Here is a 24471-nt window from a genome sequence, read left to right as displayed (position 1 = left end):
GCCGCCCGTCACTTGAGCCTGCTCGACGCGAGGATGGACACCAGGTGAAGCAGGGTTTGCAGAAGGGCGATACCGGCCAGTACGGCCACGCCCAGCCGGGTGAAGAACAGGTCGCCGCGCACCTGGTCCACGACCGCCAGCGCCAGGACGAGCAGCGATGCCTCGATCCCGAGGATCAGCCGGTGGAACTGGAGCGCCGCGGCCGCCCTGCGGGCCAGCGCCACACCGGACGAGCGCGGCTCGGAAGCCGCCTCCTTGACCGGGGGAAGACCGCCCTGGTGCCGGGCGACCCCGACGAGGTCGGTCTCGGCCTTGATCAGGACGGCACCGAGCGCGGCGAGGGTGCCGAGGAACGCCCACAGCCAGTCGATCCGCCCGGAGCCCCACAGGTCGGCGGCCCGCAGGCCGAAGCCGACGAGCACCGCGGCGTCGCACAGGTACGCGCCGACGCGGTCCAGGTACACACCGCTCAGCGAGAACTGCTTCTTCCAGCGGGCTATCTCACCGTCGACGCAGTCCAGCAGCAGGTAGAGCTGGACCATCAGCACGCCGAGCACGGCGCCCGCGATCCCCGGCACCAGCAGGGCCGGAGCGGCGAGGACGCCGAAGACGGTCATCAGATACGTCAGCTGATTGGGCGTGACCCGGGTGTTCACCAGGTGCCGGTCGCAGCGCAGCGAGATTTCCCGCATGTACAGGCGCCCGGCCCAGTGCTCACCGCTCCGCCGGTCCTTCACCCCCGCGGGGTGAACGACCGGGCGGAGTTCAGCCACTGATGGCTTGACTGACTGCTTTGGCATAGTCGGCGTATGCGTCCCTGATCGCGTCGGATGAGAGGTCGAGGTGCTCGAGGATCGTGTAGCGCCCGGGGCGGGTCTTCGGCGCGTACTCCACGACCTGGACGAACTCGTCCACGGTGAAGCCGATCTCCTCGGGCAGCACCGGAAGACCGTGCCGGTGCAGCACTTCGGCCATGAACGCCGACTGCTCGTGCTCCCCGCGCAGGTACATCGCGAACGCCCCGCCGAGACCGCACTGCTCGCCGTGGCTCGCCGCGCGCTTGGGGAACATGAGGTCGAAGGCGTGGTTGATCTCGTGGCAGGCACCGGACGCCGGGCGGGAGTCCCCCGCGACCGACATCGAGATGCCCGTGAGGACCAGGCCCTCGGCCAGCACCTGGAGGAAGCCGTCGTCGCCGACGCCGCCGGGGTGGCGCAGCACGGCCTCGCCCGCCTGGCGCGCCATGGCGGCCGCGAGTCCGTCGATCTGCTCGCCCGTCTCGCGGGCGGACAGCTCCCAGTCCGCGACGGCGGAGATGTTGGAGAGCGCGTCGCCGATGCCGGAGCGGACGAACCGGACCGGTGCCTCGCGGATCACATCGAGGTCGATGACCACGGCGATCGGGTTCGGCACACCGTACGAGCCGCGGCCCGCGTCGTTGTCGAGGGTCGCGACCGGTGAGCACAGACCGTCGTGCGAGAGGTTCGTGGCGACGGCGACCAGCGGGAGACCGATGCGCGCCGCGGCGAACTTCGCACAGTCGATGATCTTGCCACCGCCGAGTCCCACGACCGCGTCGTAGTGCCCGGACTTCATCCGGTCGGCGAGCTTGATCGCGTCATCGAGGGTGCCGCCGCCCACCTCGTACCAGCTCGCGCCGGGCAGCGCCGGGGCCAGCCGCTCGCGCAGCAGGGCCCCGGAGCCGCCGCTGATCGCGACGGCGAGCTTACCGGAGGACGAGATCCGCTGGTCGGCCAGGACGTCCGCCAGGTCGTCCAGGGCGCCCGCGCGGATGTCGACGACGAGCGGCGAGGGGATGAGCCTCGTCAGTACTGGCACGCGATCTCACGGCCCTTCGCCAGGTCGTCATGGTTGTCGATCTCGACCCACTTGACGTCGCCGATCGGGGCCACGTCGACCTTGAAGCCGCGGTTGACCAGCTCCTGGTAGCCGTCCTCGTAGTAGAGGTCGGGGTCGCGCTCGAAGGTGGTCTTCAGCGCGTCGGCGAGATCGGCGGCGGCCTCGCCCTCGATGAGGGTGACGCCGATGTACTCACCGGTGGCCTCGGCCGGGTCCATGAGCTTGGTGATCTTCTGGACGCCCTTGGCCGGGTCCGCGACGACCTTCATCTCCTCGTCGGCGAGCTGCTTCACCGTATCGAGGGCGAGGATGATCTTCTGGCCGTTGCCCTGCGCGGCGAGCAGGGTCTTCTCGACGGAGACCGGGTGCACGGTGTCGCCGTTGGCGAGGATCACGGTGTGCTTGATCGCGTCACGGGCGCACCACAGGGAGTAGGCGTTGTTCCACTCCTCGGCCTTGTCGTTGTCGATCAGGGTGAGCTTGAGGCCGTACTTCTGCTCCAGGGCCTCCTTGCGCTCGTACACCGCTTCCTTGCGGTAGCCGACCACGATCGCGACCTCGGTCAGGCCGACCTCCGCGAAGTTGCCGAGGGTCAGGTCGAGGACGGTGGTCTCACCGTCGACCGGCACCAGGGCCTTGGGGAGGGTGTCGGTGTAGGGGCGCAGACGCCGTCCGGCGCCGGCCGCCAGCACGAGGCCGATCATGCGGGTTCTCCTGTTTCGTCGTGGACAGCGGGTGCTCCGGAGGACACCCAGAAGCGGATGCTCTCGATGAGCACCGTCAGCGCGATGACCACGGCGAGCGCGGTCAGCACGATGGTGAAACCTTGGTTCGGGTCGCCCTGGCCCGAGCCGAGCAGCAGCACGGCGATGGCCGTGACCACCAGGATCCGCCCCTCGTGCCCGCCGATCGCCCGCACCAGCCCGTGCGGGGGCGCCCCGGTGCCGCCGCGGATGCGGTACACCGTGTCGTAGTGATGGTAGGCGACGGCCGCCACCAGCCCGAAAGCAGCGGGCAATGCTCCGTTCACCTGCGACCGTGCCGCGAGAATGAGGACGGTCCCGTATTCGGCGGCCCGGAAGAGGGGCGGCACCAGCCAGTCGAGCGGGCCCTTCAGCGGTGCGGCGACGGCGCAGCCGGCGAGGACGGCGTAGAGCGCGGCGCCCGCGACGGCGAGCCAGGACCCGGCGGGCAGCGCGGCGGCACCGGCAACGAGGAGCGCGGCGCCGAGGGCGGCCACGACCGGGGCCAGGTAGTTGTGTGGCTTACGGGCGGCCGCCTTGGCGACCAGCTCCGCCAGCGGGCCGGAGTCCGCGAGGTCGGCGAGGGCCTGCGCGGCCCGGTCGGTGCGCCGCGCCTTGCGGGTGAGCGAGCGCAGCACGCGCCCGGCGGTGGTGTAGCAGGCGGCCAGCGCACAGCCTATGAGCAGGACGTAGAAGGTGATGCGGGGCGTGGTGAGCGCGGTCAGCACGGCGATCATCGCCCAGCGCTCGCCGATCGGCAGCACGATCATGCGCCGCACCCAGACCGTCCAGCCGACGCTGTTGAGGCGGTCGGAGAGGGCGGCGGTGGGGCTGCTGTTGCCGGTGGCGTCGTGGTTGGCCTCGTTGAAGGAGAAGTCCACGACGTGGCGGCAGGTCTGGAGCACCATCGCGCCCAGCGCGAGCGCCCAGACGTCATCGCCGTCGGCGTTCGCGGCGCCGAGGGCGAGGCCCGCGTAGTACGCGTACTCCTTGGCGCGGTCGAACGTCGCGTCCAGCCAGGCGCCGAGGGTGGAGTACTGGAGCGAGTAGCGGGCCAGCTGGCCGTCGGTGCAGTCGAGGACGAACGAGGCGATCAGCAGCACCCCGGCCGCGACGAACCCGGGCCGGGTGCCGGTCGCGGCGCAGCCCGCGGCGATGAGGGCGGTGAGGAGGGAGGCCGTGGTGACCTGATTGGGCGTCAGCCCGCGACGGGCGCACCAGCGGGCGATGTAGCGGGAGTAGGGGCTGATGCAGAAGGTCGTGAAGAAGCCGTCCCGCGCCTTCACGGCGGTGCGCAGCCGCACCTTCTCCTCGTCCACCGCGGCGGTCTCCGCCAGCGCCGCCGTCCGCCGCTCCTCGTCCGCGGGCACGGTGGCGACGAGCACGCCCAGCTCGGGCCGGTGGGGGGTGGTGCCTTCGGCGTCGAGGGCGGCCGCGATGTCGTCCACGAGCGAGGGCGTACGGGCCTCGGCCGTTTCCTCAGCCGTCTCCTCGGCGCTGCCGACCGTCGCCACCGCTCCGGCGGCGCCCGCGGGCGACGGCGCGCGGTCGGCCTGCCCGGCGGCGCCGGGGGCCGCCGCGGCGGCCGCGACGGCGCGGTCCAGCGCGGCCCGCGCCTCCGGCTGCGCCGTCAGCGCGCCGGACACGGCGGCGACGGGGAAGCGGGGGTCGGTCAGCGCCAGCCGGAGGGCGTGGCCGTGGCCGACGAAACGGTGGTCGACGAGGGCCACCCGCTCACGCGGCGGGACGGCGGCCAGCTCCGTCGCCACCCCGGCCGCGTCGATCGCCGTGCGCACGTCGAAACCCAGCGACCGCAGGTCGTCCTGGAGAGACGAGCCGGCGACCGGGGCACCGGTGAGAATCGCGGTCGACAGACGAACTCACTCCTTGGCAGCCAGTCCCGCCGGGCCCGCGACGCCTGGCACGCACGCTCGCTGCGTTGTCGGGCCCGTCCAAGTAGGCCCGCCCCCGGACTCCGTCCGGGAGGTGCCCCCATGAGGACGACCCTCCGCCTTGCGATCGCACGCACCAGACGCCGCGGGCTGACCCGACGCGACTGTGCGGACACCCCCTGGCACAGGGGCATCGCGCATCCCGGTCCCGGGTGGGGCGGGCGGCATGTCGGCAGAGGCTATCGGATCGATGGAAGCGACCGTTCACCGCACATTCACCACACGATCGGGGGAACGACCGCTTCCGCGCGCCGTCGATCATCATGGTGGATGGCGTGTCCCCTCGACAAACGGGCGCCGCCCTGACCTGTGGATAGGGTGCCGTCATGACATGGCTGATCACAGGTGGTGCCGGATATATCGGATCGCATGTCGTGCGGGCGATGGCCCGGGCCGGCGAGCGGGTGGCCGTCCTCGACGACATCTCCAGCGGAATCCCCGAGCGGCTGCCCGAGGACGTTCCGCTCGTGCGCGGCTCCACGCTCGACCGTGAGCTACTGGACCGTACGTTCGCCGAGATGGACATCACCGGCGTGGTGCATCTGGCGGCGAAGAAGCAGGTCGGGGAGTCGGTCGAGCAGCCGCTGCGGTACTACCGGGAGAATGTGCACGGCCTCACCGTGCTGCTGGAGGCCGTGGCCGCCGCCGGGATCGGCAGCTTCCTCTTCTCCTCCTCCGCCGCCGTCTACGGCATGCCGGATGTGGAACTGGTCACCGAGGACACCCCGTGCGTCCCGATGAACCCGTACGGAGAGACCAAGCTCGCCGGAGAATGGCTGGTCAGGGCCGTGGGGGCGGCGCATTCGATCTCGACGGCCTGTCTGCGCTACTTCAATGTGGCGGGTGCCACGCGGCCCGAGCTGTCCGACACCGGGGTGTCCAACATCATCCCGATGATGTTCGAGCGGATCACACGTGGGGAGGCTCCGAGGATCTTCGGTGATGACTATCCGACCCCGGACGGCACCTGCATCCGCGACTACATCCACGTCGAGGACCTGGCCTCCGCCCATCTCGCCGTGGCCCGCCGACTGGCCGCGCGGCCGGGCGCGGGCGATCTGACGGTGAACATCGGCACCGGTCAGGGCGTCTCGGTGCGCGAGATGGCCGACTTGATCGCCGAGGTCACCGGCCGCCGCGAGCGCGCCCCCGTGGTCGAGCCCCGTCGCCCCGGCGATCCCGCCCGGGTCGTCGGATCGACCGACCTGATCGCCAAGGAACTGGGCTGGAGCGCCCGGCACGACGTCCGCGCGATGGTGGAGTCGGCCTGGGAGGGCTGGTGCCTCCACCACCCCGAGGCGCGCTGACCCTCGGCCCCAGCACGGCTCGACCGGACGGCGGTATCCCTGCCCGGGGCGCGGCCCCCGCGTAGTTCACTGGGGACGGGGGCCGTCCCGGGTAGGAGGGCCGTACCGACATGGGCGCAGGTCATGACCACCGCACCGCGGGCACCGGGCATCGGTGGCGGCTGCGGATCGCGCTCGTCATCACCGTCACCGTGATGGTCGTGGAGATCGTCGGCGGGCTGCTCGCCGATTCGCTCGCGCTGCTCGCGGACGCCGGGCACATGGCGACCGACGCGCTCGGGCTGGCCATGTCGCTGCTGGCGATCCACTTCGCCGGGCGGCCGCCCAGCCCGCGGCGTACGTATGGATACGCGCGCGCCGAGATCCTGGCGGCGCTCGCGAACTGTCTGCTGCTGTTCGGCGTCGGCGGCTACATCCTCTACGAGGCGGTGCTGCGCTTCCTCGAACCCGCCGCCACCCGGGGCGGCCTGGTGATCGCCTTCGGCACGGTCGGCCTGGCCGCGAACCTGGTGTCGCTGGCCCTGCTGCGGGGCGGGCAGCGGGAGAGCCTGAACGTGCGGGGCGCGTTCCTGGAGGTGCTGGCGGACGCCCTGGGGTCGGTCGCGGTGCTGGTGTCGGCCGGGATCATCGTGGCCACGGGGTGGCAGGCGGCCGATCCGATCGCCTCGCTCGGGATCGCGCTCATGATCGTGCCGCGTACGTACACCCTGCTCCGGGAGACGCTGAACGTCCTCCTGGAGGCGGCGCCGCGGAACGTCGACATGGCCGCGGTGCGCGCCCACATCCTCGCCCTGCCCGGCGTGGAGGGGCTGCACGACCTCCACGTGTGGACGATCACCTCCGGGATGCCGGTGCTCTCCGCGCATGTGGTGGTCGGGCGACCGGTGCTCGACGCGGTGAGTCATGAGCGGCTGCTGCACGATCTCCAGGGGTGTCTGGGGGAGCATTTCGACGTCGCACACTGCACGTTTCAGCTGGAACCGGGTGGACATGCTGATCACGAAGCCCGGCTGTGCCAGTGACACGGGCATGGGTGCGGCAGACTTGGGGCCAAAGTCGGAACTATGAGGACGGTCATGCCGATCACACCCGCAAGCGGCCCCTCCGCCGAGTCCGCCGCCGCGCCCCCCGCGCCGAACGGCTCGTCGGAATCGATCATGCTCGAACTGGTCGACGAGGCCGGCACCACGATCGGCACCGCGGAGAAGCTCGCGGCGCACCTGGCGCCCGGGCAGTTGCACCGGGCGTTCTCGGTCTTCCTCTTCGACGAGCGGGGGCGGCTGCTGCTCCAGCGCCGGGCGCTGGGCAAGTACCACTCCCCCGGCGTCTGGTCGAACACCTGCTGCGGCCACCCGTACCCCGGTGAGCCGCCGTTCGTGGCCGCGGCCCGCCGCACCGGCGAGGAGCTGGGCATCGCGCCCGCGCTGCTCGGCGAGGCGGGCACGGTCCGCTACAACCACCCGGACCCGGACTCGGGGCTGGTCGAGCAGGAGTACAACCACCTGTTCGTCGGGCTGTCGAAGGAGACGCCGCGGCCGGATCCGCAGGAGATCGGCGAGACGGCCTTCGTCACGCCGGACGAGCTGGCGAAGCTGCGCGCGGAGGGCCCGTTCTCGGCGTGGTTCATGACCGTGCTGGACGCGGCCCGGCCGGCGATCCGGGAGCTGACCGGGGCGGCCGCAGGCTGGTGAGCGGCCCGCCGCCGGGCACGGGGTCGGGGGCGGGGGCGGCGGAGGTCAGCGGCAGGGCCGCCCAGACCGCCTTGCCGCCGCTCGCCGTGTGATCGACGTCGTACCGCCCGCCGGACTCCTCCGCGATCGCCTGCACCAGCAGCAGTCCGCGGCCGCCGGTCCGCCCCTGATCCGCCTCCAGCTCCAGGGGTCTGGGCCGGTACGGATGGTTGTCCTCGACGGCGACGCGCACCCAGCCCCGGCCGATCGACACCTCGACCCCGATCTGCGGGGAGAGCAGCGCGGCGTGCCGCACCGCGTTGGTGACGAGCTCGGAGACGATCAGCAGCAGATTCGGCACCAGATCGCCCTGCCCGGACACCCCCTGATGGGCCAGCAGGTCGCGCACCGCGTGCCGGGCCTGCGGTACGGAGGACTCCAGGGCCGGTGCGGTGAACCGCCACACCCCCTCGCCGACCGCCGGTCCGCGCGGCGGGGCGTGCCCCGGTTCGGAGGGGACTCTCCCGACGATCTCCATGCCCGACACCCACCCATCGCCACGGCTCGACCTCTCGGGTCGAGTGTTGGGAATGGTCTGGTACGGACCGGCGAAGTGAGCACAACTTAACGCCTATCGACCGATTTTGTTCGTTGGCGTATGCCAGGGTCACTCGCTCGACTGTTCCTGCCCGTCTGAATGACGCCCCCTGGTGCCTATGGCTTGACCCGGCCCGAAGGCCCGGTCCGAAGTCCTCGGGAGGTGGGGCCGGGCGGCCGGATACGATCCGCCGCATGGAGCCCTGCCTGCGGCACGACGTCACGGACGGCATAGCGACCGTCGTCATCCGCAATCCCGCCAAGCGCAACGCGCTGACCCCCGCCATGTGGAGCGCGCTGCCCCCGCTGCTCGACCGGCTCGCCGCCGACCCCGCCGTACGGGCGCTCGTGCTCACCGGCCACGGGGACACCTTCTGCGCGGGCGCCGACATCGGCTCGCTGAGCGCGACGTACGAGCAGTCGACCGGTCTCGCGCTGCCCGCCGAGGAGGCCCTCGCGGCCTTCCCCAAGCCGACGCTGGCCGCGGTGCGCGGCTACTGCGTGGGCGGCGGCTGCCAGCTGGCCGCCGCCTGCGATCTGCGGTTCGCGGAGGAGGGCGCGCTCTTCGGGGTCACCCCGGCCAAGCTCGGCATCGTCTACGCCCCCGGCTCCACGCGGCGGCTGGTGGAGCTGATCGGGCCCGCCAGCACCAAGTACCTGCTGTTCTCGGGCGAGCTGATCGGCACCGAGCGGGCGCTGCGCACCGGTCTGGTCGACGAGGTGCTGCCGACGGGCGAGCTGGACAAGCGGGTCGCGGAGTTCACGCGGGTGCTGGTGTCCCGCTCGCAGCTCACGCAGGCGGCGGCCAAGGAGTTCGCGGCCGGGCCCGCCGACGCGGAGCGGATCGCGTACTGGCAGGAGCAGGCGCGGGTCAGCGGTGAGGCCGGGGAGGGGATCGCCGCCTTCCTGGGGCGCCGGGCGCCGCGCTTCGCATGGACCCCGCCGGTCGCCTGACCACACCGGAACCGGCCACCCGGTCCCGGACTGCCGGACCCGGCTGCCGACTCCCCTTACCAGCCGGTAGCGTGCGCTCCATGACCACACTTCCCGAGCGCGCCGTACGGCGCTGCCACTCCGTCGTCAATCCGCTGCACTCCACCGTCTACTTCGCCCCGGACTACGCAGACGAACTGGCCGCACTGGGCCTGGAGGAGCGCGGGGCCGTCTACTTCGTGGGCCGTGCGGCGGCGTTCGGCCGGGTGGGTGCGGGGACCGTCACTGCGACCTTCTTCAACTTCAAGCACGACCTGGTAGCCCGCCACATCCCGCGCGCCTGGGACGTGGTCTCCCCCGAGGATGCCCTCGAGGCCCGGCTGCGGGCGGCCGACTCCGTGCTGCGGCGGCTGCTCGGGGACGACGCGCTCGCCTCGAAGGAGATGGCCGAGACGGCCGAGCTGGCGCTGCGCGCCACCGAGGCGTGTTCCCGCTCCGCGCGCCCCCTCTACGCCGCCCACGCCGACCTCCCCGTGCCCGAGGCCCCGCACCTGGCCCTGTGGCACGCCGCCACCCTGCTGCGCGAGCACCGCGGCGACACCCATCTGATGGCCCTCACCGCCGCCGGGCTCGACGCGGTGGAGGCCCTGGTCAGCCACACGGCGACCGGCAAGGGCATGTCTCCGAAGTGGCTCCTGGCGACCCGCGGCTGGACCGCCGAGGAGCTGGCCGCCGGACAGGACCGGCTGCGGGCGCGCGGGCTGCTGGACGAGGCGGGCGAGCTGACCGAAGCCGGACTCGCGCTGCGCGAGTCCGTGGAGGACGAGACGGACCGCCTGGACTCCGCCCCGTACGAGCACCTGGGCGCCGCGGGGGTGGCCCGGCTGACGGAGCTGGCCGGGGCGTTCACGGCGCGGGCCATGGAGGCGGGCGCCTTCCCGGCGGACCTCCTGAGCAAGCGCTGACGCTCCCCCGGGGGTCGGGGCGGGTTTGTGCGCGGTGAGGCGGGATACCCGCTTGTTGAGTGATCGGCCGCCCTTTTCACCGGGCGCCCAACCGCGCGCCGCGCACGCCGGCGAGTGCCCGTGCTCCGCGTACGTGCGGCGCCCGGCGGCGGCTGTCGTCCCGCTCCCGACCCGATGGGAGGTCTGAAGTGCTGCGAGCTGTTGCCGATGTGCTCCGCGCCATCGGATCCGCGATCGCCACGGTGGTGACGCTTCCGTTCCGTGCCGTGGCCCGGCTGTTCGGCGGGGCCGCCGACACGGCCGGCCGCGCGGGCCGCCGTAGGCACGTCTGAGCCCCGTACGTCCTGGGGAATGTCCTCCGACACCCGCCGAACACGTCGTCCGTGACCGCTTCGTCAGTGCCACCTGCCACAATGCAGATGCAGTGCAGACCGAAAGCGGAGCGTGATCGTGACGACGTCCATCGAAGGCAGGATCGCCGAAGAACTCGGCGTACGGGAACGGCAGGTCAAGGCCGCCGTCGAGCTGCTCGACGGCGGCTCCACCGTGCCGTTCATCGCGCGCTACCGCAAGGAAGCGACGGAGATGCTCGACGATGCGCAGCTGCGCTCCCTGGAGGAGCGGCTGCGCTATCTGCGGGAACTGGAGGAGCGGCGCGCCGCGATCCTCGAATCGGTGCGGTCGCAGGGGAAGCTGGACGAGGCGCTGGAGGCGCAGATCCTCGCCGCCGACTCCAAGGCCCGGCTGGAGGACATCTACCTCCCCTTCAAGCCGAAGCGCCGTACGAAGGCGCAGATCGCCCGCGAGGCCGGTCTCGAACCGCTCGCCGACGGGCTGCTCGGCGACCCGACCGTGGAGCCGACGGCGGCCGCCGCCGCGTTCGTGGACGCCGACAAGGGCGTCGCGGACCCGGCCGCCGCGCTGGAGGGCGCGCGGGCGATCCTCACCGAGCGGTTCGGGGAGGACGCCGACCTCATCGGTGAGCTGCGCGAGCGCATGTGGGAGCGCGGCCGGGTCGCCACCAAGGTGAGGGAGGGCAAGGAGGAGGCGGGCGCCAAGTTCGCCGACTACTTCGACTTCGCCGAGCCCTTCACCGAGCTGCCCTCGCACCGGGTGCTGGCCATGTTCCGCGGCGAGAAGGAAGAGGTCCTGGACCTCACCCTGGAGCCGGAGGAGCCGTCCGAGGACCCCGGCCCCACCTCGTACGAGCGGTCCATCGCGCACCGCTTCGGCATCGCCGACCGCGGGCGCCCGGCCGACAAGTGGCTGGCCGACACCGTGCGATGGGCCTGGCGCACCCGCGTCCTGGTCCACCTCGGCATCGATCTGCGGCTGCGGCTGCGGCAGGCCGCCGAGGACGAGGCCGTGCGCGTCTTCGCCGCCAACCTCCGCGACCTGCTGCTCGCCGCCCCCGCCGGTACGCGCGCCACGATGGGTCTCGACCCCGGCTTCCGCACCGGCGTGAAGGTGGCCGTCGTCGACGCGACCGGCAAGGTGGCCGCGACCGACACGATCTATCCGCACGTGCCCAAGAACCAGTGGAAGGTGTCGCTGGACCGGCTCGCCACGCTGGCCCGCGAGCACGACGTCGAGCTGATCGCCATCGGCAACGGCACGGCGTCCCGGGAGACCGACAAGCTCGCGGGCGAGCTGTGCGCCCAGCACCCGGAGCTGAAGCTGACCAAGGTGATGGTCTCGGAGGCGGGCGCCTCCGTGTACTCCGCCTCCGCGTTCGCCTCCCAGGAGCTGCCGGACCTCGACGTCTCGCTGCGCGGTGCGGTGTCGATCGCCCGACGGCTCCAGGACCCGCTGGCCGAGCTGGTCAAGATCGACCCCAAGTCGATCGGGGTCGGCCAGTATCAGCACGATCTGTCCGAGGTGAAGCTGTCGCGCTCGCTCGACGCGGTGGTCGAGGACTGTGTGAACGGCGTCGGGGTGGACGTCAACACCGCCTCCGCGCCGCTCCTCAGCCGGGTGTCCGGCATCGGCGCCGGGCTCGCGGAGAACATCGTCGCCCACCGCGACACCAACGGGCCCTTCCGGAGCCGCAAGGCCCTCAAGGACGTGGCCCGGCTCGGCCCCAAGGCGTACGAGCAGTGCGCGGGCTTCCTCCGCATCCGCGGCGGCGACGACCCGCTGGACGCGTCCAGCGTGCACCCCGAGGCCTACCCGGTGGTGCGCCGCATGGTCACCTCCGCGGGCGGTGATGTGACCACGCTCATCGGCAACACGGCCACGCTGCGGTCGCTTCGGGCGGATGATTTCGTGGACGACGCCTTCGGTCTGCCGACCGTCACCGACATCCTGAAGGAGCTGGAGAAGCCGGGCCGTGACCCGCGTCCCGCCTTCAAGACCGCGACCTTCAAGGAAGGCGTCGAGAAGATCGGCGACCTGGCGTCCGGGATGATCCTGGAGGGTGTCGTCACGAACGTGGCCGCGTTCGGGGCGTTCGTGGACGTCGGGGTGCACCAGGACGGGCTGGTGCACGTCTCCGCGATGTCCAAGACGTTCGTCAAGGACCCGCGGGATGTGGTGAAGCCGGGTGACATCGTGCGGGTGAAGGTCCTGGACGTGGACATTCCGCGGAAGCGGATCTCGCTGACGCTGCGGCTGGACGACGAGGCCGGTGGTGGCGGCCGCTCCTCCGAGCAGGGTGGTGGCGGGCGCCGTTCCGCCCCCAAGCAGCGGCAGGGTGGCGGCGGCCGTGGTGGCGGTGGCGGCGGTTCGCGGGGCGGTCAGCGTGGTGGGGGTGGCGGGCGTGATGCCGCGCCTGCCAATGGGGCGATGGCGGATGCGTTGCGGCGGGCCGGGCTGGTGGATCCGAAGCGGCGGTAGCCGTTGGGGGGTGCGGGGTGGGTTGTTCCCCACCCCGCCCCTTCCCGCAGCATTCGATATGCGGCTCCGCCGCGTGGCGGGCTCCGCCCCGGACCCCGGTCCTCAAACGCCGGACGGGCTGGGTGGTGGGCTCCGCCCCAGGCGCGGTTCCGGACGCGCGGCGGGCCGCAAGGGCCGGAGGCCGGGCGGGCTGGGTGGTGGCCCCGGAGGGCGGGTGGGCTGCGTAGGCCCCGGACGGCGGGGCCCCGGGCTGGGTGGTGGGCCACCGCCCGGGCCCGGTTACGGATGTGGGACGGGCTGGGTGGTGGGCCACCGCCCCGGCTCCGGTTCCGGACGCGCGGCGGGCCGCAAGGGCCGGAGACCGGGCGGGCTGGGTGGCAGCCCGGGAAGGCGGAGGGGCGGGTAGTAACCCCCTCAGGACTCGGTTACTTGGCCATCCGCTACCTCGAAGCGGCGGGTGGTGTGGACCGCTTCCAGCATGCGGCGGTCGTGGGTGACCAGGAGCAGCGTGCCCTTGTAGGAGGCCAGGGCGGACTCCAGTTGCTCGATCGCGGGCAGGTCCAGGTGGTTGGTGGGCTCGTCCAGGACCAGCAGGTTGACGCCCCGGGCCTGGAGCAGGGCCAGGGCCGCGCGGGTGCGCTCGCCCGGGGACAGCGTGGACGCGGGACGCAGCACATGGGCCGCCTTGAGGCCGAACTTGGCCAGCAGGGTCCGTACGTCCGCGGGCGCCATCTCCGGCACCGCCGCGCCGAAAGCGTCCAGCAGCGCCTCGCCGCCGAAGAACAGCGCGCGGGCCTGGTCGACCTCACCCACCACCACGCCCGGCCCGAGGGACGCATGGCCCTCGTCCAGCGGGAGGCGGCCGAGGAGGGCGGCCAGCAGGGTGGACTTGCCGGAGCCGTTCGCGCCGGTCACCGCGATCCGGTCGGCCCAGTCGACCTGGAGGTCGACCGGGCCGAAGTGGAAGTCGCCGCGCTGTACCTCGGCCCCGCGCAGAGTCGCCACGACCGCGCCCGAGCGCGGTGCCGCGGCGATCTCCATCCGCAGTTCCCACTCCTTGCGCGGCTCCTCGACCACCTCCAGCCGCTCGATCAGCCGATCCGTCTGGCGCGCCTTGGCGGCCTGCTTCTCGGTGGACTCGACGCGGGCGTTCCGGGCGACCTTGTCGCCGTCGGGGGCTTTGCGGCGGGCGTTCTTGACGCCCTTCTCCATCCAGGCGCGCTGGGTCCGCGCCCGGGCCTCCAGGGAGGCGCGGGTGTCCGCGTACTCCTCGTAGCGTTCGCGGGCGTGGCGGCGGGCGGTCTCCCGCTCCTCCAAGTAGGCGGTGTAGCCGCCGCCGAACAGGTTCACCTGCTGCTGGGCAAGGTCGAGTTCGAGGACCTTGTCGACGGTACGGGCCAGGAACTCGCGGTCGTGGCTGACGAGCACCGTGCCCGCGCGCAGTCCCTTGACGAACGTCTCCAGCCGCTGGAGGCCATCGAGGTCGAGGTCGTTCGTCGGCTCGTCGAGCAGGAAGACGTCGTACCGGCTGAGCAGCAGCGAGGCGAGACCGGCGCGCGCCGCCTGACCGCCGGAGAGGGCGGTCATGGGGCGGTCGAGCGATACGTCGAGCCCGAGGGAGGCGGCGACCTCGTCGGCGCGTTCGTCGAGGTCGGCAGCGCCGAGCGACAGCCAGCGCTCCAGGGCGACGGCGTACGCGTCGTCCGCGCCGGGGGCGCCGTCCGCGAGTGCCTGGGTGGTGGCGTCGAGGTCGGCCTGCGCGGCGGCCACGCCGGTACGGCGGGCCAGAAACGCCCGTACGCTCTCCCCCGCCCGCCGCTCGGGCTCCTGCGGAAGGTGGCCGACCGTGGCGTGCGGCGGGCTGATCCGGATGGCGCCCTGTTCGGGGTCGGTGAGCCCGGCCAGCAACCGCAGCAGGGTCGACTTCCCCGCCCCGTTGACCCCGACGAGGCCGATGACCTCGCCCGGTGCGACGACGAGGTCGAGCCCGGAGAAGAGGGGGCGGTCACCGTGTCCGGCGGCCAGATCCTTGGCGACGAGAGTGGCAGTCATAAGAGGCCCGATCCTAACCGTCGCCCGGCGCCCGCCACCCCCGGCGCGGATCGCGACCGCTCCGGAGCCGAGGCCACCGGCCACTGGTGCACGACTCGACGAGAGGGAGCCAGGGTCGCGCCCACCCCCGCCCGGCACCCGCCACCCCCGGCGCAGACCACGACCGCTCCGGAGCCGAGGCCACCGGCCACTGGTGCACGACTCGACGAGAGGGAGCCAGGGTCGCGCCCACCCCCGCCCGGGCACCCGCCACCCCCGCCGCAGACCACGACCGCTCCGGAGCCGGGGCCACCGGCCAGTGGTTCGCGACTCGACGGGAGGGGGTCGGGGTCGGAGGGGTGGGGTCCTGGACACCACGTGTATGTGTGGCGCCCATCGCCCGACGGTCACTTCACGCTTCCGAGCAACGGCGCCGTGAATAGACGGTCCAGGGCCCCGCCCCGGAGGCCCCGGCCCCCGCACCCACCCCTACGGCACAGCCGCCGCCGTCAGGACCGTGTCCGTCGTGCGTGCCACCAGGAAGGACTCTCCGCGGGCCGCCTTCGGCGGGAGGGGCAGGCGGTGGACGCCCGGGGGCAGGGGGGCGTCGTAGACGTCGAGGGTGTGGGGGCGGGAGAGGCGGTCCAGGCGGTGGGCGGCGAGGCGGACGCGGCACTCGGCGGCCACCTCGACGAGCGCTTCGCCGCCCCGCGCGGCGAGCCGGACCAGGCGGCGGCGGTCCGGCGGGGTGCGGTCCAGGGCCTGTTCGACCTGGGCGACGAGCAGGGGAACGATGGGGGCGAGGCCGGTGATGAAGACGGCGTCGGAGCGGGCCTTCGCGAAGGCGTCCCGTACGGCGTCGCGCTCGTCCTGACGGATCGTCCGGCCGAAGAACACCACGGCGTAGCGGCGGAGTTCGCCCGCGTGGGCGCCGGCCGCGTCGAGGGTGATCTCGGCGCCGAGGCCGGTGCGCCGCAGCGCGGCGGCGAGCTTGGCGAGGAGGGCGGCGCGTCGGCCGATGAGGAGGACGCGGCGGTGGCCGGAGAGGTCGTGGGCGTCGGCGGTGCGCAGCAGCCGGGTCAGTTCGGCGCGGTATTGGTCGCCGTGGAAGCGGTAGGGGCCGATGCCGTGGTAGCCGTCGCGTTCGGGGTCGGGGGTGGTCCGGTCGGTCTGCCAGAGGAAGTCCCGCCAGACGATGTCGGGCCCGTCCCGCTCGATGACGGCGGTGACCGCGCCGCAAGCCAGCCCTTCGCAATCGGGGCAGCCGTAGATGACGTGCCGTCCGCCGTCGAGCGGTGGCTCGGTCTCCAGCAGGAGCCTGTGGACCTGCTCGGCGAAGACGGCGTGGCCGAGGTCGGAGGTGAGCGGGGAGACGGCGTCGAGGTCGGCGAGGCGCGGCAGCAGGGGTCTGCCGTTCACCTCGAAGTCCAGGAAGTCGCGGTGCATTTGGTACGCGCCGTCGGACAGGACGCCGCCGGCGCGCATGGCCGGTACCAGCCCGAAGGTGGCGTACTCGGAGGTCATGCCCCAAGTATTCCCCCATCGGGGCAGCGTCACCGCGACTCGCCTATAACGGGAGAAAAGCGGAGTGCGCAGGGGTGACCCCCGGCGGCGCGGGGCCGGGACCGCCTCTCGCCGGAGCCCCGCTGCCCCGGGAGACCGGGGCCGGGGGTCCGGCGAGAAGGCGTCGTCCCACCGCATGGGTGGGACGGGAGGGGCTGGCTAGCGGGTCTCGCCCGTGGAGACCCGGTCCTCGCCCGCGCCGTCCTTCGCGGCGTCCGTGGTCGAGGCCTCGGCCTCGCCCGTCCCCGCGGCGCCGTCGATGTTCTCGGCGGGAGCGGCCGGGCCGATCCGGATCTCGAACTCGCCGTCGTACTTCTCGTGTCCGGCGATGACGGCCATCTCGACCGCTTCCTCGCCCTTCTCGCCGCGCACGATGAGCGGGTCGCGGCGCAGGTCCTTCAGCAGGGCCCAACACAGGCCGACCATCACCAGGGTGAAGGGTGCGGCCACCAGGATCGTCAGGTTCTGCAAGCCGGTGAGCGCGTCGTCACCGCCGCCGCCGACGAGCAGCATGACGGCCGCGACGGCGCCCGTGACGACGCCCCAGAAGATGACGACGAAGCGGCTCGGCTCGAAGGAACCCTTCTGCGAGAGGGTGCCCATGACGATCGAGGCCGCGTCCGCGCCGGAGACGAAGAAGATGCCGACGAGGATCATCACGATGACGCTCATGATGCTCGCCATCGGGTACTGGTCGAGCACGCCGAACAGCTGACCCTCCGGCGTGGTCTCCTTGCCCAGCTTCCCGGCGGCCTGGAGCTTCATCGACGAGCCGCCGAAGATGGCGAACCAGATCAGGCTGACGGTACTCGGCACCAGGATCACACCGCCGACGAACTGCCGGATGGTGCGGCCGCGGCTGATACGCGCGATGAACATGCCGACGAACGGCGTCCAGGAGATCCACCAGGCCCAGTAGAAGACGGTCCAGTCGCTCAGCCAGGTCGCGACGGTGTCGCCGCCGGTCGCCTCGGTGCGGCCGACCAGCTGCGGCAGGTCACCGATGTAGGAGCCGATGGACGTCGGCAGCAGGTCCAGGATGATGATCGTCGGACCGGCCACGAAGACGAACACGGCCAGGAACAGCGCCAGCACCATGTTGATGTTGGACAGCCACTGGATGCCCTTGGCGACACCCGACACGGCGGAGGCGATGAACGCGACCGTGAGCACCGCGATCACGGCGACCAGCAGCCCGGTGCCGACGTCGCTCTTCCAGCCGAGCACCTCGATGCCACTGCCGATCTGGAGCGCGCCGAGCCCGAGGGACGCGGCGGAGCCGAAGAGGGTGGCGAAGATGGCGAGGATGTCGATGACGCGGCCGCCCGCGCCGTTGGCGTTCCTGCTGCCGATCAGCGGGGTGAAGACGGCGCTGATGGTCTGGCGGCGGCCACGGCGGAAGGTGCTGTACGCGATGGCGAGGCCCACGACCGCGTAGATCGCCCACGGGTGGAGCGTCCAGTGGAACAGCGTCGTGGACATGGCGACCTGCATCTTCTCGGCCGCGCTGCCGGGGTCGGTCCCGGGCGGCGGGGTGACGAAGTGCGCCAGCGGCTCACTCACCCCGTAGAACATCAAGCCGATGCCCATGCCCGCGCTGAACATCATCGCGACCCATGAGACGGTCTTGAACTCGGGCTCCTCGCCTTCCTTCCCGAGCGTGATCTTGCCGTAGCGGCTCATCGCCAGCCACAGCGCGAAGATCACGAAGCCGGTGGCGGCGAGGATGAACGCCCAGCCACCGTTGTGGATCAGCCCGGACAGCATGCTGTCCGAGACAGACTCGAGCGCGCCGGTGAACACGGCTCCCCAGACCACGAACGCGAGGGTGAGGCCGGCGGATACGCCGAACACCACGCGGTCGGTCTGGGGAGCCGGAGTCGGGTCGGGACTACCGGGAAGGTCTGCCGTGACCGGAGGGTCGTTTCTTACGTCCCCCGTGTCCTTCTGTGTCTCCGTCACGCATGAACCTTTCACTGTGTTTGTTTTCACTGGGTTTACTGGAACGAATATGCGGCTACCCAGTAGTCGGATACGTATGTCAATACGACACCCGTTGTGTCAGCACGTGTTCACGGGCTGACCAGCGGTGAGGTGATAGGCTGCGCGGCCGTCCAGCAGCAGCGGGACGAGGGCGCGCAGCGGCTGCCGCAGCGGGACGAGGACCTCGTGACCCGCGCCACGGAGGGCCCGCGTCCGTATCCCGTGCAGGGCGAGTTCATCCCGTATGCCGTCGTACTGCGCGGCGTCCAGCCGGTAGCCGCACGGCGGGTCCTGGAGGACGTCGCCCTCCCCGGCCGGGTCGTTGTCCGCACCGCCGAGGTACACCGGACCCCGGTCCGCGTACCCGGCGAGCCGGGCCGCGGTCGTGGCGGCCTCGATCCGCGGACGGCGCTCCGCCACGAAGTCGAACGCGCCGTCCAGGGCGGCGAGTTGGGAGCCAACCCGGCGCTTGTTGTTGACGGCGTCGGCCTTCTCGGCGTCGGTGAGCGGGTCGACACGGGTCTCGACGAGCTGCCCGACCATGTTCTTGGTCCCGGCCGCGTTCCGCAGGATGCGCTCCTGGCCGTCGCCCGCCACCTGCTTGACCGGCTCGCCGGTCTCGGGGTCGGTCCAGATGCCGTAGACGCCGGTGGAGAAGCCCGCGGCCTCGGCGTGCGGGCGCACGTAACGGTCCGAGAGGGTACGCGCCTCGCGGTGTACGGGAGTTGCGGTGTTGAGGTTGCGCGGCCACAGGGCCAGCAGGTCCTTCATGTAGTACGGGACGGTGGCCCCGTACTCGTGCAGGTCGTACACGGTGTCCGGGCGCCAGTCGCGGATGACGCGCGCCATCGCGCGGGACTCGGCGGTGGCGAGCGTGATGTGGTCGCGGTTGATGTCCGTGCCCTCGGAGTTGCCGCGGGTGTCGGCGGCCCGGCCGTCGGGGTTGGCGGTGGGCACGACGAGGACGTTCGTACGCTCCAGGAAGCGGCGGGTCCCCGGGTCCCTGGCGTAGGCGAGGTCGCGGATGGTGGTCAGGCAGGCCTCGCGGCCTGACGGCTCGTCACCGTGCTGGGAGCAGATGAGCATCAGGGAGTTGCCACGGGCGGCCCGGGCGGCGTCGGCGGGCGCGGCGGGGGCGCCGATCCGCACCAGGTTCAGGGGGCGGCCCTGTGCGGTGGCGCCGATGGTGTCCACGGCCACGCGCGCACTGGCCTTGTCGACGGCCGCGAGGAAGTCCGCCTCCTCGTCCTGCGTCGTCCAGCGCGCACCCTTGCTGGTCTCGAACCCGGTGCGCGGCGGCGCTCCCGGCTCGGCCCGGGCGGGCGCGGCCAGGAGCGATCCGGTGAGCAGCGCGCCGAGCGCGCCGCAGGTGACGGCGGTGCGGATGAGGGGTGCGGGTGAGAACACGGTGCGGACCTCCTGTGGTCACGGTGCGGTGGTGCCCGGCGAGGCCGTCCGGGTGCGGGCGGCCTCACCGGTGCGTGCCGGGTTACGTCAGCGCAGGGGCAGGGGCGACTCGATGTGCGGGGTGCGGATGCCGCGCAGCCGCTCCGGGGTCGGGGACGGGGCGGCGTCGGACGCGGCGGCGTCGGCCCGCAGGGAGCCGACGAGCGGGAGACGGGCCGAGGTGCGGTTCAGGTCGAGGGTCACCCGGGGTGTGCTGGTGGGCGGTTCGAGGAGTCCGGCATCCGTACCGGCGATGATCAGGCCCAGCCGGTGGCCCGCCGGGACGACGTGATCGGTGGCGGCCAGGTCGAGGGTGATGGTGTACGGCTTGCCGGGAGTCAGCGGACGGCCCTTGCGGGCGTCGGCGTAGTGGCCGAGGTCGGCCCAGCCGCGGCTGAAGACGGTGTGGTCGACGGCCTCCGTGTCGGCCGCGGTCACCTTGAAGCAGGCGCTGTCGCCCGCCGTGCTGCTCCCCCAGCAGGTGCGGTCGTCGAGGGTGACGATGCCCTCGCCCGCCGCGCCGTAGTCGCGGATGGTGTCGGGGCCGAGGTCGACCAGGACCGCGCTCAGGTGGGCGCTGGTGGTGGACGGGGTGGCCGTGACCGTCACGGTGCCGGAGCCGGACAGCCGCAGGTCCTTCGTCAGCGGCGGTGTGCTGAAGCCCGCCTTGGCCGCGGTCGGGCGGTCGATGTCGGCGGCCCAGTCGGTCTCGCTCAGCCGGGGGTCGTCGGTGAAGGCCGCGGTGGCGCCGGGCCGCGCCCGCTCGGTGCCGAGGACCCCGACGCCGGGGGTCTTGCCCGGAGCCGGGCGCAGGGTGGCCTGCCGCGTACCGGACGGGGGCCAGACGCGGTCGGTGGACCACTGGTCGGGGGCGCGCTCGATGTCGGCCATGGGGGTGCGCTCGATGCCGTTGTCGATGCCGAGGAGGTAGTGGTCGAACCAGCGGTGCAGCGTCGTGACCCAGGTGCCGCGCCGGAAGTCGAACGGGTCGACGTGTCCGGTCTGGGAGAGCCAGATCTTGCGCTCCACGCCCGCGTCGGCGAGCGCGTTCCACCACTGTCCGAGGTGCTTGGTGCGGACGTTGAGGTCCTGCATCCCGTGAATGGCGAAGACGCTGGCGCGCACCGTGCGGGCGTCGGGGACGTAGTCACGCGCGCTCCACAGCCCGGTCCAGTCGCCGCTGCGCGGGGCACCGTCGACGAGACGTTTCTGTACGGCGTCGCAGCGCCCGTGCGCAGCGTCGCTCTCGACCCGGTAGGCGAGCCCGTCGGGGCCTGAGCCGAAGAGGGCGGCGCCCTTGGCGAAGTAGTAGTCGTACCAGGAGGAGATGGCGCCGATGGGCACGATGGTCTTCAGGCCCTTGACGCCGGTGGCGGCGACGCCGTTGGCGATGGTGCCGTCGTAGCTCTTGCCGATCATGCCGGTGCGGCCGTTGCTCCATGAGGCCTTGACCCGCTTGCCGCCCGCCGCGGCGCTGTATCCGGTGGCGCGGCCGTTCAGCCAGTCGACGACGGCCTTGGCGGACTGGATGTCGGAGCGGCCGCCGACGTCGACACAGCCGTCGGAGCGATTGGTTCCGGCGAGGTCGACGAGGACGGTGGCATAGCCGCGCGGGACGAAGTAGTTGTCGTAGAAGAGCGGGAACCGGACCGGTTTGCCGTGGGCGTCATAGGTCTTGGTCTGGCTCTCGTTGCCGCGTCCGCAGCAGGAGTAGTACGGACTGGCGTCCATGATCACGGGGACCTTGCGGCCCTGCCGGGCGGCTTCGCGCGGCCGCACGATGTCGACGGCGACCCGGTCGGTCCTGCCGTCCGCGTCGCCGTCGAGCTTCGTGTCCACCCATACGGATTCGCGTATGGCGTCGTCGTAGGAGTACACGGGTCTGCTCTCCCGCACCGTGGCCGCGTGGGCCGGTGAGGTGCCGAGGGGAGACAGCGGTAAGAGGGTGGCGGCCACCAGTGCGGTGACCGCCGGAGCGAGGTGCCTTACCCAGTGGATGCGGGGATTCCGCCTACGTAGCAGCACGGGCCGGACGTTAGCGCGAGTGAACTCTTGTACAGAAGAGGGCGGACGGCGCGGCGCCCTGATGAATAAGGCGGGGCCTTGTGGCGGCTGGATGTCGATTGCATGTCAGATGACCGATGGACGGGAAGTGCGCACAGGGAGTACATAGAGTCGCGAGTGATCGTTCTCCCCTACGAGTTGGAGGACTCGTGCGTCACCACAGACTCATCGTCCCGAGCGCGGCCGCGGCCTGCCTGCTGCTGGCGATCCCGGCGTCGGCGGCCGAACCGGCACCCGGCGCGCCCGGCATCGGGGACTCCTACTACGCCTCGTACGGCAACGGCGGATACGACGTCTCCCACTACGACCTGCGGCTGAAGTACCAGCCGAAGACGGACCGCCTGGAGGGCACGGCGACGATCGTCGCCAACGCCAAGCAGGATCTGTCCCGCTTCAACCTCGACTTCGCGCTCGATGTGCGCGAGGTGCTGGTGGGCGGCAAGAAGGCGGCGTTCACCAGGACCGGCGACCACGAGCTGGAGATCACCCCGTCCGCGGCGCTCGACTCCGGCCGCCCCTTCACCGTCGTGGTGCGCTACAGCGGCACGCCGTCGAAGGTGGAGGCGGGCGGCTTCACGGGCTGGCAGCGGACGCCGGACGGCGGGGTCGCGGCCAATGAGCCGGAGTCGGCGTGGTGGTGGTTCCCGAGCAACGACCATCCGCTGGACAAGGCCACGTACGACGTCTCGGTCGCGGTGCCGGACGGTACGCAGGCCATCAGCAACGGCGTCCTGACGTCGAACAGCTCGCAGCTGGGCTGGACCCGCTACAACTGGCGCTCCAGCAAGCCGCAGGCCACCTATCTGGCCACGCTCGCGGTCGGCACGTTCGACATCACGACGGACACCACCGCGAACGGGCTGCCCGTCCTCAACGCCTACAGCAAGGACCTGGGCGAGAACGCGGGCGCGGCGCGGGCCAGCATCGAGCGGACGGCCGAGATCGCCGACTGGGAGTCCACGGTCTTCGGCCCGTACCCCTTCGAGGCGCTGGGCGGCTATGTGCCGAACGTGTCCGCCGGATTCGCCCTGGAGACCCAGACCCGGCCCTTCTACGGCCCGAAGAAGTTCGCCAAGGGCTCGAACGTGTCGGTGGTCGTGCACGAGCTGGCGCACCAGTGGTTCGGCGACAGCGTCTCGGTGAAGGACTGGCGCGACATCTGGATCAACGAGGGCTTCGCGAGCTACGCGCAGTGGCTGTGGTCGGAGAAGGAGGGCGAGGGCACGGCGCAGGAGCTGGCGGACTACACGTACGACTCCTACCCGGCCGACGACCCGTTCTGGAAGGTCGAGCCGGGCGACCCGGGTGCGGAGAACCAGTTCCACGATGCGGTGTACGACCGGGGCGCGCTGGCGCTCCAGGCGCTGCGGAACCGCGTCGGCGACAAGGACTTCTTCGCGATCCTGAAGGGCTGGACGGCGAAGAATCGGTACGGCAACGCCTCGGTGAAGGACTTCGTCGCGTACGCCGAGAAGGTCTCGGGCGAGCCGCTGGCCGCGCTCTTCGACACCTGGCTGTTCACCCCGTCCAAGCCGGGGGCGACGCAGGCCCGGGCGGTGGAGCTGAGCCCGGCGAAGGCGCCGGTGCGGCCGAAGTCCTGGCAGAAGATCCAGGCGGCGCACTCCGAGCGGTGACGTCGCGTCGGCCGCCGGGCCCCTGGTGTTCTAGGGGGTCCGGCGGCGGGCGGCGCGGCGGGCCTCGCGGGCGATCGGGAGGTACCGCCACCGCTCCGGCAGCAGCGGCACCACCACCCGCACAGCGAGCCCGAACCGGCGCAGCCGCCGCTCCCGCGCCGCCGTCCACGGCAGCCCGATCGCCTCGCGGGCGTCGGGCGGCATCAGCCCTGCCGTCAGGAACGCCCGGAAGCGGTTGAACAGCGGGCGCAGCAGCGGCCAGGCGGCGCGCGGCAGCGGAGCGGCGGGCGGGGGCAGGGGCGCGTCGGCCGCGACGAGCTCCCGTACGACGGCCGTCGCCTCCAGCTCCTCGCGCAGCACCCGCCGGTAGTACGGCCAGAACTCCTCGACCGTCCCCGGCATGTCGCGGTCCTCGAGGCCGAGGATCCGGCCGACCCGGAGCAGCTCCGCGTAGAGCTGCCGCTCCTCCGCCCCGGTGAACGGGCGGCGGCCCAGATAGCGCTGTGCGTGCAGGTAGGCGGGGAAAGCGGTGGCGTGCACCCAGGCGTAGAGCGCGGGATCGAGCGCGTGGTACGGGCGCCCGTGCGCGTCCACGCCCCGGATCGGTTCGTGGGCCGTCCGCAGCCGCCGTCCCTCCCGCGCCGCCCGCTCCCCGCCGTACACCCACAACTGGACCGACTGGAGGGAGCGCTCGCCACGCCCCCAGGGGTCGGTGCGGAAGGCGGAGTGCTGGTCCACGCCCGCGCCGACGCCCGGGTGCGCCACCTGCATGGCCGTGGCGGCGGGCAGGGCGAGGACGCTGCGTATGTCACCCGCGATGGACCACAGGATGCCGCCGACGGGCGGCGGCTCCGGCGGGGTGTGGCGTGTGGTGCTCATACCTCCATC

19 protein-coding genes are annotated in these 24471 nt (G+C 72.2%); 8 read left to right on the top strand and 11 right to left on the bottom strand.

What is annotated here, in order from left to right:
* Window positions 1-8: 8 nt before the first annotated feature.
* From LCH29_RS08705 to LCH29_RS08690, 4 genes are read right to left on the bottom strand one after another with little or no spacing between them, the layout of a single operon-like run.
* The gene (locus LCH29_RS08705; protein ID WP_446461120.1) at window positions 9-800 is read right to left on the bottom strand and encodes a CDP-alcohol phosphatidyltransferase family protein; all 792 of its coding nucleotides are present in this window, start codon (window positions 798-800) and stop codon (window positions 9-11) included.
* Complete coding sequence (locus LCH29_RS08700) at window positions 766-1839, bottom strand: iron-containing alcohol dehydrogenase family protein (RefSeq protein ID WP_179937639.1); 1074 nt, start codon at window positions 1837-1839, stop codon at window positions 766-768. The genes LCH29_RS08705 and LCH29_RS08700 overlap by 35 nt, the downstream gene beginning before the upstream one ends.
* Entirely contained in the window at window positions 1827-2564 is a 738-nt protein-coding gene (locus tag LCH29_RS08695; RefSeq protein ID WP_123106337.1) for a phosphocholine cytidylyltransferase family protein, read from the bottom strand. Before LCH29_RS08695 ends, LCH29_RS08700 begins: the two co-directional genes overlap by 13 nt.
* Window positions 2561-4477 (bottom strand): DUF5941 domain-containing protein, encoded by a 1917-nt coding sequence (locus LCH29_RS08690; RefSeq protein WP_446461288.1) that lies wholly within the window; start codon window positions 4475-4477, stop codon window positions 2561-2563. Before LCH29_RS08690 ends, LCH29_RS08695 begins: the two co-directional genes overlap by 4 nt.
* A gap of 404 nt (window positions 4478-4881) precedes the next feature.
* Between LCH29_RS08690 and galE the strand changes: the two genes are divergently transcribed.
* The 3 genes from galE to idi all read left to right on the top strand — a co-directional run bounded on the left by galE (window position 4882) and on the right by idi (window position 7553).
* Window positions 4882-5862: a UDP-glucose 4-epimerase GalE gene (gene galE, locus LCH29_RS08685; protein ID WP_446461119.1), complete on the top strand. Its 981-nt coding sequence runs from the start codon at window positions 4882-4884 to the stop codon at window positions 5860-5862.
* Between the two features lie 110 nt (window positions 5863-5972).
* Entirely contained in the window at window positions 5973-6884 is a 912-nt protein-coding gene (locus LCH29_RS08680; RefSeq protein WP_446461118.1) for a cation diffusion facilitator family transporter, read from the top strand.
* Window positions 6885-6938: 54 nt separating this feature from the next.
* A complete protein-coding gene (gene idi / locus LCH29_RS08675; RefSeq protein WP_446461117.1) occupies window positions 6939-7553 on the top strand; it encodes an isopentenyl-diphosphate Delta-isomerase in 615 nt (204 codons plus the stop codon).
* Here idi and LCH29_RS08670 read toward each other — a convergent pair.
* A complete protein-coding gene (locus LCH29_RS08670; RefSeq protein ID WP_446461116.1) occupies window positions 7486-8070 on the bottom strand; it encodes an ATP-binding protein in 585 nt (194 codons plus the stop codon). The genes idi and LCH29_RS08670 overlap by 68 nt on opposite strands.
* Before the next feature lie 254 nt (window positions 8071-8324).
* Here LCH29_RS08670 and LCH29_RS08665 point away from each other — a divergent pair, with 254 nt between their 5' ends.
* The 4 genes from LCH29_RS08665 (at window position 8325) to LCH29_RS08650 (ending at window position 12862) form a co-directional block, all read left to right on the top strand.
* Window positions 8325-9083 (top strand): enoyl-CoA hydratase/isomerase family protein, encoded by a 759-nt coding sequence (locus LCH29_RS08665; RefSeq protein ID WP_446461115.1) that lies wholly within the window; start codon window positions 8325-8327, stop codon window positions 9081-9083.
* An 80-nt stretch (window positions 9084-9163) separates the two neighbouring features.
* The gene (locus tag LCH29_RS08660) at window positions 9164-10027 is read left to right on the top strand and encodes an SCO6745 family protein (RefSeq protein WP_446461114.1); all 864 of its coding nucleotides are present in this window, start codon (window positions 9164-9166) and stop codon (window positions 10025-10027) included.
* A 188-nt stretch (window positions 10028-10215) separates the two neighbouring features.
* Window positions 10216-10359: an LPFR motif small protein gene (locus tag LCH29_RS08655; protein WP_446461113.1), complete on the top strand. Its 144-nt coding sequence runs from the start codon at window positions 10216-10218 to the stop codon at window positions 10357-10359.
* Between the two features lie 118 nt (window positions 10360-10477).
* Window positions 10478-12862 (top strand): Tex family protein, encoded by a 2385-nt coding sequence (locus tag LCH29_RS08650; RefSeq protein WP_446461112.1) that lies wholly within the window; start codon window positions 10478-10480, stop codon window positions 12860-12862.
* A 414-nt stretch (window positions 12863-13276) separates the two neighbouring features.
* Here LCH29_RS08650 and LCH29_RS08645 read toward each other — a convergent pair whose 3' ends face one another.
* From LCH29_RS08645 to LCH29_RS08625, 5 genes are all read right to left on the bottom strand, one after another.
* The gene (locus LCH29_RS08645; protein WP_446461111.1) at window positions 13277-14914 is read right to left on the bottom strand and encodes an ABC-F family ATP-binding cassette domain-containing protein; all 1638 of its coding nucleotides are present in this window, start codon (window positions 14912-14914) and stop codon (window positions 13277-13279) included.
* 468 nt (window positions 14915-15382) lie between these two features.
* Window positions 15383-16417: an oxidoreductase gene (locus LCH29_RS08640; protein ID WP_446461110.1), complete on the bottom strand. Its 1035-nt coding sequence runs from the start codon at window positions 16415-16417 to the stop codon at window positions 15383-15385.
* 198 nt (window positions 16418-16615) lie between these two features.
* The gene (locus LCH29_RS08635) at window positions 16616-18418 is read right to left on the bottom strand and encodes a BCCT family transporter (protein WP_446461109.1); all 1803 of its coding nucleotides are present in this window, start codon (window positions 18416-18418) and stop codon (window positions 16616-16618) included.
* Window positions 18419-18517: 99 nt separating this feature from the next.
* Window positions 18518-19846, bottom strand: coding sequence for a M14 family metallopeptidase (locus tag LCH29_RS08630; protein ID WP_446461108.1), 1329 nt, complete (start codon window positions 19844-19846; stop codon window positions 18518-18520).
* An 87-nt stretch (window positions 19847-19933) separates the two neighbouring features.
* Window positions 19934-21910, bottom strand: coding sequence for a Xaa-Pro dipeptidyl-peptidase (locus LCH29_RS08625; RefSeq protein WP_446461107.1), 1977 nt, complete (start codon window positions 21908-21910; stop codon window positions 19934-19936).
* 188 nt (window positions 21911-22098) lie between these two features.
* Here LCH29_RS08625 and LCH29_RS08620 point away from each other — a divergent pair, with 188 nt between their 5' ends.
* Window positions 22099-23583 carry a M1 family metallopeptidase gene (locus LCH29_RS08620; protein WP_446461106.1) on the top strand — a complete coding sequence of 495 codons (1485 nt, stop codon included), beginning with the start codon at window positions 22099-22101 and terminating at the stop codon, window positions 23581-23583.
* A 30-nt stretch (window positions 23584-23613) separates the two neighbouring features.
* Here the strand turns inward: LCH29_RS08620 and LCH29_RS08615 are convergent, their stop codons facing one another.
* Window positions 23614-24462 carry an oxygenase MpaB family protein gene (locus LCH29_RS08615; protein ID WP_446461105.1) on the bottom strand — a complete coding sequence of 283 codons (849 nt, stop codon included), beginning with the start codon at window positions 24460-24462 and terminating at the stop codon, window positions 23614-23616.
* Window positions 24463-24471 lie beyond the last annotated feature (9 nt).

Source organism: Streptomyces sp. BRA346 (assembly GCF_052851135.1).
Note: the sequence above shows the minus strand (reverse complement) of the source record. Positions and strands in the feature narration are given on the sequence as shown.

Bases quoted from the DNA above. Each gene is read 5' to 3' on its own strand.
- LCH29_RS08705 (WP_446461120.1), bottom strand. From the start codon at position 800: ATGCCAAAGCAGTCAGTCAAGCCATCAGTGGCTGAACTCCGCCCGGTC.
- LCH29_RS08695 (WP_123106337.1), bottom strand. From the start codon at position 2,564: ATGATCGGCCTCGTGCTGGCGGCCGGCGCCGGACGGCGTCTGCGCCCC.
- galE (WP_446461119.1), top strand. From the start codon at position 4,882: ATGACATGGCTGATCACAGGTGGTGCCGGATATATCGGATCGCATGTC.
- LCH29_RS08680 (WP_446461118.1), top strand. From the start codon at position 5,973: ATGGGCGCAGGTCATGACCACCGCACCGCGGGCACCGGGCATCGGTGG.
- idi (WP_446461117.1), top strand. From the start codon at position 6,939: ATGCCGATCACACCCGCAAGCGGCCCCTCCGCCGAGTCCGCCGCCGCG.
- LCH29_RS08670 (WP_446461116.1), bottom strand. From the start codon at position 8,070: ATGGAGATCGTCGGGAGAGTCCCCTCCGAACCGGGGCACGCCCCGCCG.
- LCH29_RS08665 (WP_446461115.1), top strand. From the start codon at position 8,325: ATGGAGCCCTGCCTGCGGCACGACGTCACGGACGGCATAGCGACCGTC.
- LCH29_RS08660 (WP_446461114.1), top strand. From the start codon at position 9,164: ATGACCACACTTCCCGAGCGCGCCGTACGGCGCTGCCACTCCGTCGTC.
- LCH29_RS08645 (WP_446461111.1), bottom strand. From the start codon at position 14,914: ATGACTGCCACTCTCGTCGCCAAGGATCTGGCCGCCGGACACGGTGAC.
- LCH29_RS08640 (WP_446461110.1), bottom strand. From the start codon at position 16,417: ATGACCTCCGAGTACGCCACCTTCGGGCTGGTACCGGCCATGCGCGCC.
- LCH29_RS08615 (WP_446461105.1), bottom strand. From the start codon at position 24,462: ATGAGCACCACACGCCACACCCCGCCGGAGCCGCCGCCCGTCGGCGGC.